The organism is Kangiella aquimarina DSM 16071, from assembly GCF_000374105.1.
In the GTDB taxonomy this organism is placed as follows: Bacteria; Pseudomonadota; Gammaproteobacteria; order Enterobacterales; family Kangiellaceae; genus Kangiella; species Kangiella aquimarina.
In genome coordinates this window covers 509878-524792 of the sequence record NZ_KB893650.1, presented here as the reverse complement: position 1 = coordinate 524792, position 14915 = coordinate 509878, and the positions used below count along the sequence as shown (strand labels likewise).

General features: G+C 45.8%; 8 protein-coding genes. 1 reads left to right on the top strand and 7 read right to left on the bottom strand.

Annotated features, from left to right (window positions below):
* Positions 1-4: 4 nt before the first annotated feature.
* The 6 genes from B158_RS0102580 to B158_RS0102555 form a co-directional block, all read right to left on the bottom strand.
* Positions 5-1306 (bottom strand): DUF4123 domain-containing protein, encoded by a 1302-nt coding sequence (locus B158_RS0102580; protein ID WP_169334647.1) that lies wholly within the window; start codon positions 1304-1306, stop codon positions 5-7.
* A 199-nt stretch (positions 1307-1505) separates the two neighbouring features.
* Entirely contained in the window at positions 1506-2570 is a 1065-nt protein-coding gene (fba, locus tag B158_RS0102575; protein ID WP_018623770.1) for a class II fructose-bisphosphate aldolase, read from the bottom strand.
* Between the two features lie 44 nt (positions 2571-2614).
* The gene (locus tag B158_RS0102570; protein ID WP_018623769.1) at positions 2615-3793 is read right to left on the bottom strand and encodes a phosphoglycerate kinase; all 1179 of its coding nucleotides are present in this window, start codon (positions 3791-3793) and stop codon (positions 2615-2617) included.
* Between the two features lie 373 nt (positions 3794-4166).
* Entirely contained in the window at positions 4167-5168 is a 1002-nt protein-coding gene (gene gap / locus B158_RS0102565) for a type I glyceraldehyde-3-phosphate dehydrogenase (protein ID WP_018623768.1), read from the bottom strand.
* 27 nt (positions 5169-5195) lie between these two features.
* A complete protein-coding gene (gene tkt / locus B158_RS0102560; protein WP_026309201.1) occupies positions 5196-7193 on the bottom strand; it encodes a transketolase in 1998 nt (665 codons plus the stop codon).
* A gap of 186 nt (positions 7194-7379) precedes the next feature.
* On the bottom strand, positions 7380-11930 hold the full coding sequence (locus B158_RS0102555; protein ID WP_018623766.1) for an EAL domain-containing protein: 4551 nt from the start codon (positions 11928-11930) through the stop codon (positions 7380-7382).
* 172 nt (positions 11931-12102) lie between these two features.
* Here B158_RS0102555 and elbB point away from each other — a divergent pair, with 172 nt between their 5' ends.
* Positions 12103-12762 carry an isoprenoid biosynthesis glyoxalase ElbB gene (elbB, locus tag B158_RS0102550; protein WP_018623765.1) on the top strand — a complete coding sequence of 220 codons (660 nt, stop codon included), beginning with the start codon at positions 12103-12105 and terminating at the stop codon, positions 12760-12762.
* Here the strand turns inward: elbB and B158_RS0102545 are convergent.
* Positions 12759-14831 (bottom strand): thioredoxin domain-containing protein, encoded by a 2073-nt coding sequence (locus B158_RS0102545; protein WP_018623764.1) that lies wholly within the window; start codon positions 14829-14831, stop codon positions 12759-12761. The genes elbB and B158_RS0102545 overlap by 4 nt on opposite strands.
* Positions 14832-14915: the final 84 nt, after the last annotated feature.

Below are 14915 nucleotides of genomic sequence, written 5' to 3'. Positions count from 1 at the left end.
TTATTTACTTTATAAGCGTTTCTATTGTCTGCTTTATCGTTTTTTGCAGTAGGCTTGATTTTTCCAGGTGACTGGTTGGCTGCTCTTCCAGATACTGCTCTATCTCGGATAGATCAAGTCCGTATGTTGCAGCCATCATTTGCGCATAGCAGTAGTCATACAATCCTCTAGCTGTTGTGTAGCCTTTCCCAATACCTTCTTCATACCAGATACCTAATTGTTCTGGATGGAGCTCTTTTATTTTGTCTGCAAAGTCCTGATTTAACTCATCGATCACTAACTTCTTGTTATATTCCCTACGATAATTTCTAAATATTTCAAAATCTCTGTTGGTTAAACTCATAGCACCGGTATTCTTCAGAGTATGTTGCATAACAGGTTCAAATATATTTGCCTGGCTTCCGCTCTTATCCTCACAGATAATTCTATCCACTAATCTTTCATCACCATTGATTCCAAACCACTTGGCTACTCTCTGCGGCCATTGTGTTATAGATTGAAGATAGTGATTCATGACTCTAGGATCAGTGAATCTGAAGTAGTGCCATTTCTTGTTTTCATTTTGAATTTTTATAAACTTTTTGAAATGCCGTGTCAGTGTTATGAGGTCACTCTTACTCTGCACAATGAGCCCGGTACTCTGCCCCCAATGATTAGAAAAAAAGTCCTTATGAAACTGCGGAATATTATCTGGATCCATTAATTGCTGTGGCGAAAGACTTATGTTGAGTAAGTAAGGCGCATTTTTTTTAAACCTATTCGCTAACTCACCGCTATATAGACTCTGTTGTTTTATTTCATCGTGTATTTCCAAATCAAATACGCCTGTGACTTTTGTTCTGGTTGTTGCGTCTAACAATAAGTAAGTATTAATGTCTGATCTAAATAATAAGCTCTTTAATGGTTCGTTGATCCAAGGGCGAGCCCAAATTGGCTTATCATACGATGCGTTACAATTTAACGGTTGAGATGAGATTGAGAGATATTGAGGACGGTTGTTTTCGAATGGTGTCGCCAACACATTTATCGCAGTTAATTCTGATCTAGCGAATCCCTTAGAAATCGATTCTTCTGTCAAATGTGGATATTGACTCACAGTATCGAGGTTTGAGTTGTTTATGCGCTCACTTTTTTCAATTGATTTTAGATAGAAGTTTTCCTGCAAGATGAAGTCATGCAGTTTATTATGATGCTGTATCTGTTCGTCATGATTGGTTGCAATATCGAGCTGATAATACTCAAGGTTTCCTTTATTGCTTGTTCGACCGACCACGCAGCGGCTAATCCATGTCATTTGCTGGCGCAAACCATTCCTCATTTGTTCTTCATCTAAGGCCGCGTATTTTAGCGATTCACATAACGGACTGTTAACAAATGAGTCGATTGTTTGTTTGAAATGGGAAGGGTATCACACTTTTAGATTAATCTGAGATGCAAGCTTTGCTGTTAGCAGTCTGAAGAAAAAAGAGCCGGCATTTGCCAGCTCTCTTTAAAAGGACTACGTATTACTTCACGCGAGGATCAAGTTTCCCAGCTTTATAATCAAGCGCCATCTGCTCCATATTGATTGGCTTGATTTTGCCTGCGTTGCCAGCAGTACCAAATGCTTCGTAACGCGCTTTACAGATTGCCTGCATCGCGTCTTGTGCTGCCTTGTTGTACTTGCGTGGGTCAAACTCTTTAGGGTTATGCTTTAAGAATTTACGCACTGCACCAGTCGCAGCTAAACGTAAGTCAGTGTCGATATTGACTTTACGAACACCGTGCTTGATACCTTCCTGGATTTCTTCCACTGGCACACCATAGGTTTCGCCAAGGTCACCACCGTATTCATTGATGGTCGCCAACCAGTCCTGTGGCACTGATGAAGAACCGTGCATCACAAGATGCGTATCAGGAATACGCGCATGAATTTCTTTAATACGGTCAATAGCTAATACATCGCCTGTTGGTGGACGGGTGAATTTATAGGCACCGTGTGAGGTACCGATGGCGATAGCCAGAGCATCAACACCCGTATCTTTTACAAACTGAGCCGCTTCTTCAGGATCCGTCAGTAGCTGATCATGGCTTAATACGCCTTCTGCACCAGAGCCATCTTCTTCACCAGCCATGCCAGTTTCGAGTGAACCTAAACAACCTAACTCACCTTCAACCGATACACCGCAGGCATGCGCCATTTCAGTGGCTAATTTAGTGACACGAACATTGTATTCATAGCTTGCCGGTGTCTTCATATCTTCTTCCAACGAGCCGTCCATCATCACTGATGAGAAACCAAGCTGGATTGACTGCTGACATACGGCTGGTGATGAACCGTGATCCTGGTGCATACAGATTGGAATATGCGGAAATTCTTCCGTTGCTGCCAAGATTAGATGGCGCAAAAAGTTTGAACCGGCATATTTACGAGCGCCAGCTGACGCCTGAATGATCACCGGGCTATCAGTTTCATCCGCTGCCTGCATAACCGCACGCATCTGCTCAAGGTTATTAACGTTAAATGCTGGAATACCATAATCATGCTCTGCTGCATGATCGAGTAACTGACGTAATGTAATTAGAGCCATTTTCTTTCCCCTTAACTTTGTATCCTGTTCGACAGTCTTAAAGCCTAGCCTTTTGCTCGCTCTTCTAAGATTGCCACTGCTGGTAATTCTTTGCCTTCCAGAAACTCAAGGAAAGCACCACCACCAGTTGAAATGTATGAAACTTTATCGGCGATGCCGTATTTATCAACAGCCGCCAGCGTATCACCGCCACCAGCAATTGAAAACGCATCGCTTTCTGCGATTGCTTTTGCAATCACCTCGGTACCATGACCAAACTGATCAAATTCGAAAACTCCAACCGGGCCATTCCAGACGATCGTTTTTGCTTCTTTCAAGATCTTGGCCAAGTGTTCCGCTGACTGTGGGCCAATGTCAAAAATCATATCATCTTCAGACACATCATTAACTGACTTGGTTTCCGCTGCTGCTGATTCTGCGAACTCTTTACCAGTAACCACATCGACCGGTACCGGAATCTCGCCACCTTTCGACTGTGCCTGTTCGATAAGGCGTTTGGCTTCAGGAATTAAATCTTGTTCATACAAGGACTTACCCACCGGGTGACCGGTCGCTGCAATGAAGGTATTGGCTATACCACCGCCAACAATTAGTTGGTCAACGATATGTGACAAAGAATCTAAAACCGTTAGCTTAGTCGAGACTTTAGAGCCGCCAACAATCGCAACCATTGGACGGGCCGGATTATCTAAAGCTTTGCCTAAAGCTTCCAGCTCACCGGCTAGCAATGGGCCTGCGCAGGCAACTGGTGCAAACTTAGCAACGCCATGAGTGGATGCCTGAGCGCGATGAGCGGTACCAAAAGCATCATGCACAAATACATCGCATAAATCGGCGTACATTTTCGATAGGCGATCATCGTTGGCTTTCTCACCAACGTTACAGCGCACGTTTTCAAATAAAACGACTTCGCCTTGGTTAACCTCAACCCCATTCAGGTATTCAGTGACCAGACGAACCGGAACATCCAGTACATCTTTTAAATAGTCAGCCACGATTTGCATGGAATCGTTTTTCGTCAACACGCCCTCAGTCGGACGACCGCGGTGTGACATCACCATCAATTTGGCACCTTTCTCCAGAGCCAATTTAATGGTTGGTAAAGCCGCCTGAATACGAACATCGCTGGTGATTCTGCCGTCTTTAACCGGCACATTGAGATCTTCACGAATTAAAACGCGCTTTCCCTGAAGATCGAGATCAGACATTTTTAACACATTCATAGTCTTAAACCATTCATGGTAGTTTGAGTATCCGGGGTTAATTTGCCCAGACTTAAAAACACAAACGGTGCGTCACGACGCACCCTACAAAATATTCCAGTAAAACAGTGTACTGGATAGCTTAGCTCAGAAAATTGCTCCTGCATTTTCTGCACTCCTGCCATCTCTGGCAGTCGTTTTTGTCGTAGACAAGGCCACTAACTTTCTAAGCTAAGACTTTTGGCCTAAGGCAACACCTTAACCAAGTCATGTACTGGATAGCTTAGATTTTTCTTGTAAGACGCGGCATGGCTAATTTTTGAAGGCGACGCGTACTTCAGTACGCCAGCTTGATAAAAATTAGCCATAACAAATTATTACAAGAAAAAGATTGCTAGACAGACATCATTTTGATGGCGACATCTAACATTCTGTTCGAGAAACCCCACTCATTATCGTACCAGGTAACCACTTTGACGAAGTTACCTTCTTGTACGCGAGTCAGACCGGCATCAAAAGTTGATGATGCTGGGCTGTGGTTGAAATCGATTGAAACCAATGGCTCGTCGTTGTAGCAAAGTACATGACCATCTGCTGCTTTCTTGACGATTTCGTTAATTTCTTCGGCTGAAGTATCACGGCCGGCTTCGAAAGTCAGGTCTACACACGATACGTTGATGGTTGGTACGCGCATTGCGAAGCCATCTAATTTACCGTTTAATTCTGGAAGTACTAAACCTACTGCTTTAGCGGCACCGGTTTTAGTTGGGATGATGCTTTGTGCTGCAGCACGGGCACGACGCAGATCAGAATGCTGATTATCAATCAAGCGCTGGTCATTAGTGTAGGCGTGGATAGTGTTAACCAGACCTTTCTTGATGCCTACTGTATCGTTAAGAACTTTTGCCAATGGTGCCAAGCAGTTAGTGGTACAGGATGCGTTTGATACGACGCGGTGTTCTGGCTTAAGAATGTCATCATTCACACCGAAAACAACAGTTGCGTCCACATCTGCTGCGCCTGGTGCTGAGATAAGAACTTTCTTCGCGCCACCTTTGAAGTGCTTGGAGGCACCGGCCTGATCTTTAAATACACCGGTACATTCAAAAACAACATCGACGTCCTGCTCACCCCATGGAATTAACTCTGGGTTACGCTCGGCATACAACTTGATTTTGTCACCGTTAACAATCATGTATTCGCCATCAGTTGAAACGTCGGCATTAAAACGACCGTGAGTAGTGTCATATTTAGTCAAATGAACGGTTGTTTCAGCTGGGTGTGAAGAGTTGATCGCAACCACTTGAATGCGATCACGGTAACCGTGCTCATAAATCGCACGAAGGGCGGTACGTCCAATACGACCATAACCATTAATTGCAACTTTAACTGTCATCTTTATCTCCAGAAATTACTCACGCGTTTAATCTAAAAGTTCTTCGGCTACAGCAACAACATTGTCTACTGTGAACCCAAAATGTTTGAACAGCTCACCCGCTGGTGCGGATTCGCCAAAGCTGGTCATGCCAACGATACGACCATCAAGACCGACATATTTGTACCAATAGTCAGCTATACCCGCTTCAATGGCGACACGGCTGGGTACATCACTTGGCAGTACTGATTCTTTATAACTGGCATCCTGAGCTTCAAAGACATCGGTTGATGGCATGGAAACCACTCGTACCTGCTTGCCTTTTTCAGTTAGGACTTTTGCTGCTTCAACTGCCAGCTCGACTTCAGAGCCAGTAGCGATGAAAATTAATTCAGGCTGATCGGCGCTATCAACCAGTACATAAGCACCACACTCAATATTAGCAAGCTGCTGCGCATCTCGATTCTGATGCTGCAGATTCTGACGGCTAAGACTTAAAGCCGTTGGGCCTTGTCGACGTTCAATCGCAGACTTCCAGGCAACGGCAGTTTCCACTGCATCGCACGGACGCCATACCGACATATTTGGCGTTGTACGCAAGTTAGCCAGCTGCTCGATAGGCTGGTGCGTAGGACCATCTTCGCCTAAACCGATTGAATCGTGTGTGAAGACGTAAATGGCTTGCTGCTTCATCAATGCAGCCATACGCAAAGCATTACGGGCGTATTCCATGAAGATCAGGAAAGTGCCGCCATAAGGCATCAGTCCGCCATGAAGCGCCATGCCATTCATGATGGCGCACATACCAAACTCACGAACACCGTAATACACATAGTTACCGCTGGCGTCTTTGGCCTCAATACCTTTGGAGTGGCTGTGAATGGTCAGGTTAGAGCCCGCCAGATCCGCAGAGCCGCCCACTAGTTCAGGTAATAATGGTGCGTAGGCGTTTATGGCCATCTGTGAAGCCTTACGTGAGGCAACTACAGGGCCTTCTGCCTGTAATTTTTCGATATAAGCCTGTGCCTGCTCGGCAAAATCTTCAGGCAAGCGACGGCTTAAACGACGCTCAAGTTCTTTACCCAATTCTGGATAAGCTTCCTTATAGGCAATGAATTTCTTATTCCACTCGGCTTCCTGCTGCTGACCCACCTCACGGGCGCTCCAGCCTTCACGAACGTTCTCTGGAACTTCAAAGGCAGGATGTGGCCAGTTCAATTGCTTACGAGCCAGTTCAATTTCATCGTCACCTAAAGGTGCGCCATGACACTCTTCCTTGCCCTGCTTGTTTGGCGAACCAAAACCGATAATGGTTTTACAGCAAATCAAAGTTGGGCGTTCACTGTCAGCACGCGCTTCTTCGATTGCCGCTTTGATGGCTTCTGGATCGTGGCCGTCAACTGCTGGAATAACCTGCCAGCCATAAGCTTCAAAACGCTTCGGCGTGTCGTCAGAGAACCAGCCATCCACTTCACCATCGATTGAAATGCCGTTGTCATCATAGAAGGCAATCAGCTTGCCCAGTCCCAAGGTACCGGCCAATGAACACACTTCATGAGAAATGCCTTCCATCATGCAGCCATCGCCCATGAAGACATAGGTGAAATGGTCAATGATGTCATGGTCAGGTTTGTTAAATTCAGCTGCCAGCTTCTTTTCCGCAATCGCAAAACCAACTGCATTGGCAATACCCTGACCTAATGGGCCAGTGGTCGTTTCAACACCCGGGGTGTAACCGTATTCTGGATGACCAGGGGTTTTTGAATGCAATTGACGGAAATTCTTCAGATCATCGATAGAAATGTCATAGCCTGTGAGGTGCAGTAATGAATAGACCAGCATGGATCCATGGCCGTTTGACATCACAAATCGGTCGCGATTAACCCAGTCAGGGTTTGCAGGATTGTGTACCAGGTAGTCGTTCCATAGGACTTCGGCGATATCAGCCATGCCCATTGGCGCTCCGGGGTGACCGGATTTGGCTTTTTGAACAGCATCCATACTGAGTGCGCGGATTGCATTAGCAAGTTGAAAACGGGTAAGCATGTCGTTACCTGACAGTGACATGAGGTCTCCTCAAAAGGCAGCATTTTTTAGGCCGCATATTGTCGCAGACCCGCCCTGACCAATCAAATGATTTGCCTGTTTTTTACTCAGTTTTTTCCTCTGAAAGGCAATAAACTCGGGCTTTGTGGCGAAATTAATGCGAATTAGGACCTTGCATTAGAAGAATTAGTCCGATTCATTCTGGGTAATGAATTCGTCCAGATCGAAGTCCTTTATGTTGAGCATGGTCTCAATATCCCATGGCGGCACTGGCCGACTGAAGATGAAACCCTGTATTTCTTCACACCCCATGTCACGCAGCGCATCCACCTGGTTGCGGTTTTCTACCCCTTCAGCGACCACCTTAATGTCCAAGTTATGAGCCAGAGTAACAATTGAGGCCACCAGATTGCGATCCCGATCCGAATCTTCGAGATCCCAGACGAAAGTTCTATCAATCTTCAGGGTATCGATAGGGAAATCTTTGAGGTTGCCCAGTGAGGAATAACCTACCCCAAAGTCATCCAGTGCCAGGCTGATGCCCATTTCGCGCAATGTTCGCATCTGTTGGATGGATTGAGTCAGATCTTCCATGACCATCCCTTCGGTAATCTCAAATTCCAGCGCATCAGGTTCGATTTTGGCCAGATGCAGCGCATTCTTAACCGTTTCCCACAAATTTTCATGGTAGAACTGCACTGCTGACAGGTTAACCGCGACCTTGCCATGGAAAATGCCACGATTCTGCCAGTCCCTAATCTGCAGACAGGTCTTTTCGATAACGCGCTGACTGATTGGAATAATGAAGCCTGCTTCTTCGGCTAAAGGAATAAACTCGTTCGGCAATACCAGGCCTCTACGTGGATTACGCCAACGCACCAACGCTTCCATGCCGGTAATTTTACCAGTTTGCAGGCTGACCTTCGGCTGATAGAACATCACAAACTCATCTTTTTCTATCGCCTGACGTAGCTCGCCTTCCAATGTGATCCGCAGCTTGGCCTGTTCATTCATCTGACGCGTATAGAACTGATAGGTATTCTTGCCTTTTTTCTTGGCGTAATACATGGCGGTATCAGCATTTTTCAATAACTCTTCCGCGCTTAGTCCGTTTTCGGGATACATCACAATACCAATACTCGGAGACACAACCACTTCGGCAGTTGATAGTGGTAGTGGCTTGGCGAATTCATCCAGAATCGCCTGAGCGATTTTGGCAGGCTTATTCCAGGTATCCACGTCCTGCAATAACACAGTAAATTCATCTCCCCCCAAACGGGCGACGACTCCGTGCTGTTCGCTGGTAATCTCCTGCAGAATCTTGGCCACGTAAATCAACAACTCATCGCCAATACCATGACCTAACGAATCATTGATCCGTTTAAAGTTATCAAGATCAATAAATAACAGGGCATGCTGGTCGCCTCGCTCTGAGTGAGCAATCAAATCCTCAAAGTGATTCCTGAAGCTGGTACGATTTTTAAGGTCGGTCAACTGGTCAACCGTAGCCAGTCGACGTAATTCTTTTTCGGCCTGTTTACGGAAGGTAATATCCGAGAAAACTCCTACATAGTTTATGACATTACCATCATTATCCAAGACAACGTCGATATTGATTTCAATCGGATAGGTTGAGTTATCTTTACGTTTTGCCACCAGCTCACCGTACCAGAAGCCTTTGTCGGCAAGCTCTTCTCTTAGCTCTCTGAATTCCTCGTCGGTAATCTTATGCAAGGCACTGACTTTCATCAGTTTGCCCAGTACTTCCGACTCTTCAAAACCAGTAATTTTAGTGAACGCCTTATTGACTGCAATGTAATGGAAGTTCTCGTCCAGAATCCAGACGCCATCGGAAATATTGTCGAAAGACTTCACGATCATGCTGAGCTGCTGTTCGGTATTTTTAAGCTCAGTGATATTTTTCAGAGTCCCGGCCATCCGCAATGGCTTTTGATTATCATCACGGCTCACCACCTTGCCGCGATCCAGCACCCAAATCCAGCCACCTTTCTCATCGCTGATTCGATAAGTGCTTTCATAGTGCATCGACTTATCCGCTAAATGCGCGTTTAGAGACTGTCGTACATATGGCAGGTCATTCGGGTGAATGTTGGAGTTAGCCATTGAGTAGCCACTACGTACTCCATCCCTTGGAAAATCGTAAGGCCACTCATTAGAAAGGTGGAGAGCCCCAGAAGGTATCTGCCAGTCCCACAATTCATCACCACTGCCCCACAATGATAACTTCAGCCGCTCTTCACTTTGTGTCAGCTGTAATGCGGCCATTCTTCGTTCACGCACCCTGGCCCAAATCAGATAGGAGAAGGCCAGTATGATCAGTCCCAGAATAAAGCCATACAATGTAAAGGCCGACGGGCTTAGCCACCCTGAGGTTTTGACATGAACTTTCAGCTCAGCCGGAACTTCACTCCAGACTCCATCCTTATTAGAAGCTTTCACCAGAAAACGGTAATCACCAGGCTGAAGATTGGTATAGGTGACGCGGCGAGCTTTAGCATCCGTTTCAATCCATTCATTGTCGTATCCTTCGAGCATATACCGATAGCGATTATTCTTAGGATCGGCATAGTTCAGTCCTGAGAATACAAAACTTACGCTGGTATCTTCAGGGAAAAAGGTAACTTCTTTGGCGAGGTTCGCAGGTTTTGCCAGGCGCTTTTTATGTTCATCACCAATAAGTACCGGACCATTATTAATCATGATCTCGGTTATCACTGGCGTTGGCGGAACTTCATCAGGCTGATAGGCTTCTGCCCGGAAATTGATGATACCGTTAATTCCTCCAAAATAGAGGTTACCTTGGCGATCGTGGGTGCTGGCTCCGGTATTAAATTCCAGAATCGGCTGATCTTCGGCCAACGTAAATTGGGTCAGACTAAAGTCATTCGGTGACACTCTGAATAGACCACGCCCGGTTCCCGCCCAAATATACTTATTGCCATCCAACTCCATACTATAGATGCTGTCATGAATTCCTGATGTCGTACTATTGATGGTAGTAGCAACCTGACGCGTCAAATCAATCACCACCAGGCCATTACCAAAAGTACCAATCCATAACCGCTCGAACTGATCCAGTGCCAGACTGAGAACAACATCGTTAGCTTCTTCTGGTACTTCTTTTATCAGCTGATTTAAGTTTTTGAAACTTGATGTCTGAATATCGAATTGGTGAACGCCACTTTCCGTGCCAATCCACAAATACTGTCTATCTTTGCTGGGCAGGATGCTGTTTATACGATTATTACGATGGAAATCAGCATCTATGACTCGGTAACGATCAATCCTGTTGTTCTGATCCAGCCTCCATAAACCTTCTGTCGTTCCAACCCATAAGTTCCCGTCAAGGTATCTGGCGGTTAACAGCTCAGCGGTATAACTCTCATTTTCGAATACCCGCTGTAATTCGCGTGTTTTTAGGTTCAACAACCAGATCTCATCAAAGGTCATGACCCAGACCTTTCCTGAGCTAGCTGGGCCGATGTAATTGATGCTTTTTCCATTTAATGGTGGTGGATCGATGATGGCTAATTTCTTCAGATCCAGTGGATCACGTGCATCCATCATGGTTATACCATGTCCATCACTACCAACCAGCAGGACATCATCCGCGGTTATATGCAATGAGAAGGTCGTGTCGGCAGCCAACGAATCCAGTAAATCCGGCTGAAAATAATTATGGTTAAACAGTATTGCGTTTGGATTGATTTTATTGAGGTATGCAGAAGTCCCCACCCAAAGAATTCCATTACTATCTTCATACAATGCGTTAATGGTATTACTGCCGATTGAGCCGGGCCGACCATAACGGTAGTGATTGGAACGTCCTGTTTCATTGTTTACCGAGTAGAGTCCTTCTTTGACAGTTCCAATCCAGAGATTGCGATTGCTATCAAAAAAAATTGTACTGGCCTGAAGCTTTGAGTCTCTAAGACCCAGCTCTTCATATGACAAAGAAACAAACTCACTCTTCTCAGGGTTATATTCAATAACACCCTGCTGGTAGGATACCAGCCAGATATTGCCATCAGGAGTTTCCTCAATATCGGCGATAGCACCTAATTGACCACCGGTAGTTGAGTTGATTATGAAAAACTGCTCACTGGTCGGATTAAATTGTGCCAACTCACCACGTGTAGTAACGGCCCACACCCGTTGCTTGCTGTCTACATAGATTTTCCGCAGCTCGCTGACAGTTGCAGTTACGCGACGGCTCAGCATGATCGGGTAGGTTTTAAATCCTTCAATTGCCGGATCATAATAAGAAGGACCGTTATAGGTGGCCAGCCAGACACCACCTTTCTCGTCTTTCGACAGGTCGGTTACAAAGTCATTAGCCAGGGTAAAGGGTTCCAGTGGGTTGTGATGAAAGTTGATGATCTTGCCAGTCTGCTGTTGAAAGATGTTCAGACCATTTTCAGTGGCAATCCAGATATCGCCATTATCTGCAACCATCAGATCATGGATGGTGGTATGGGAAAGATTACTATTCTGTTTTTGAAAAACTTTAATCTGATAGCCATCATAACGATTAAGACCATCTTCGGTACCAATCCAGAGAAAGCCCTGAGGATCTTCTACGATGGCAGTGATGACACTTTGAGACAACTGATCTTCAATACCAATAGCATCCACAAGCTGTTGGTTAGCTTGTGTCTGTTGGTTTAAAAAAATTGTCCCAATTAAACAGAAAAGAAAAAGAAATCGTGTCACCATTAATGGCCCTTTGCGACGTTATATTCGCCTTTGTGCGTTCCTACCCGGCAGGCTGTCCTCTAGTTTCGGTTAAAACGTCTCAAAAATCAAAATTCTTACCGCCTGACAGCAAATTTTGCTTATATTATGATGATATTTACACTTCACTCGATTGATTGGAAAAGGGAGTATTATGAAAAAGATTGCAGTAATTTTATCTGGTTGTGGTGTCTATGACGGAGCCGAAATTCATGAAAGCGTGCTTACGCTGTTAGCGCTCGAACAGAACGGTCTGGACTATCAATGTTTTGCCCCCAACGTAGAGCAAATGCACGTAATCAATCACCTGACTGGGGATGTGGCCGAAGGTGAATCGCGTAATGTCCTGGTTGAAGCTGCTCGTATTGCGCGCGGCAATATCAAGGATTTAGCCCAGGCAAAAGAGTCTGATTTCGATGCAGCGGTATTGCCGGGTGGTTTTGGTGCGGCCAAAAACCTATGCGACTTTGCGGTCAAAGGAAGCGATTGCACCGTCAATCCTGATGTTGAGCGATTTATAAAAGCCATGGCTGCAGTAAAAAAACCAGTCGGATTCATCTGTATTGCGCCAGCCATGATCCCAAGACTGTATGGAGAAGGCAGCAAGCTGACCATTGGTAACGATAAGGACACGGCGGCAGCGATTGAAGCTATGGGCGGCGTGCACATGGCCTGTCCGGTAGAGGATATTGTGTACGATGAAGAGCGAAACCTATTGTCGACACCTGCCTATATGTTAGCCGGTAGTGTCTCTGAAGCTGCCAGCGGAATCAGTAAACTGGTTGCCAAACTGGCTAGCCTGCTCAAAGCTTAATTTAAGAACTCCTTAATCGCAGCAATAGAGGCCAGTGCAGGGAAGCATTGGCGGTTTCGACAGCAGTATGCAACCGGCATCTCCTGAGCAGGATATTTTTGTTCCAGCAAGTCCTCATCCGGTCTCACACTGAAAACCCAGCGCTCAGAATATTGCCCAGTGGTGAGATATTCCTGCCAGGCAACGGTTTGATGCAAATCGCCGCGCAATACCCAGATTTCTGAACCTTGTTCGAAAGCTCTGGCTAAACGCACTACTGATGGATACTGCAAAGGAGCCTTGATCGCTTCATGCCCTGCACTGTGCAGGCTTTTCTCAATAAAATCCTGCCAATCCAGCTTGCCGGTTAACTCAGAGACCAACCATAGAACTTCCAGTGCCTGACAGGCACTGTTTGGCATCGCATCATCGCTCCAGCTCTTATGGCGAGTAATGACCGTTTCGGCATCACTTGCTGTGTAATAAAAACCACCATTTTTCTGATCGGCAAATTTTTCCCAAAGCGCTTCACACAACTGTAGTAGCCACTGCCAACTTGCTTTATCAAAATCAAAGGTCAGCCTCATCAATAGCGCTTTTGCCAGATAAGCATAATCATCCAGAAAGCCCGGTTGATAAGCAGTTCCATCACGATAACAGGCCATCAACTGCCCATCCCGCCAGACTGTTTGCTGCAATCCCTGTTGTGCACTTATGGCCTGTTGCAAAATATCTTGGTCACCGAGCTGACGGGCAGCACTGAATAGCCCTTGTAGCAGCAACCCATTCCAACTGGTTAACTGCTTGTCATCCAGAAACGGTAGTGGACGTTGATCACGTTTATGTTTCAGCTGCTGGCGCACTTCCTCGATTAAAAGCGGTAGTTGCTTGGGATGAATACCTGTTTTTTCAGCTACCTCCTGCAACGAATGGCGACAGACCAGGTGCCATTGGCCTTCAAAATTAGGCTTATCCGCTAAGCCATAATATTGGTTGGCAACTGCCCGCTCTTCATCATTGAGACTCTGCAAATCTGCTTGAGACCAAGCGTAATAGGCGCCCTCTTCGCTGTGTCCATCTGCATTCAAGCTATCTGCATCGAGTGCTGAGTAATAGGTTGCCTGCTCACTCTGCATTTGCTCGGAGAGCCAGCTGACACTTTGCTTCACACACTGCATCCAGTCGCCCCGAGCATAGTAATGCCCAGCTTCCGCCATCAGCTTAATCAATTGCCCGTTGTCATAGAGCATCTTTTCAAAGTGCGGAATATCCCAGCCTTCATCAACACAGTAGCGAAAAAAGCCCCCACCGAGATGATCATATAAGCCATAGTCAGCAAAGGCGTTCAGCGTATTCTGTAGATGGTCACTTAATTCCTCTAGCTGATTATCTCTATCAGCGCTTAACTCAAAAACCGTTTGCCAGATTGCTGCCTGAGGAAACTTTGGTGCTCCTTTAAAGCCACCAAAATCTTTATCAGCTCGTTGTAACACCTCATTAATAAAACCATTAGACAATTCGTTGGCTGTTACTTGATTTGAAGGCTCTGCACGGCTGACCGAACCAGAGACAAACTGTAATGCTTCCTGTAGTTGTCCGTTCTGTTGCTTGATTTCCTGCCGCTTCTCGGTAAACACACCAGCAATATTTTTGAGAAGATCGGTAAAGGCTGGCATGCCATATTTCGGTCGGTTCGGGAAATAAGTACCACTAAAGAAGGGCGTCAGGGTTTGCGGATCAAGAAAAGTAGTTAATGGCCAGCCACCAGCCTGGCGATTCAGGAGCTGGTGGGCCAGTTGATAGGTCTTATCCAGATCAGGACGCTCTTCTCGATCCAGTTTGATATTGATAAAGAGATCATTCATGACCTCTGCGGTAGCCTCATCTTCAAATGACTCATGAGCCATGACATGGCACCAATGACAGGACGAATAGCCAACCGACAACAGGATGGGCTTATCCAACTGACGCGCAAGCTCCAAAGTATCGGCACTCCACTGCTGCCAATGAACCGGATTGTCCTGGTGCTGCTGTAGATAAGGACTGCTGGCGCCCTTCAGATCATTCTTGAGATTTGCTTGCTGTGTCATAAAAAGTTATGGGGCCATTCTTTAAAGTTGCTTGAACTATAGCTTAAAGCATGGCACTTTTAACTGCACTCCTGCAACCATTTA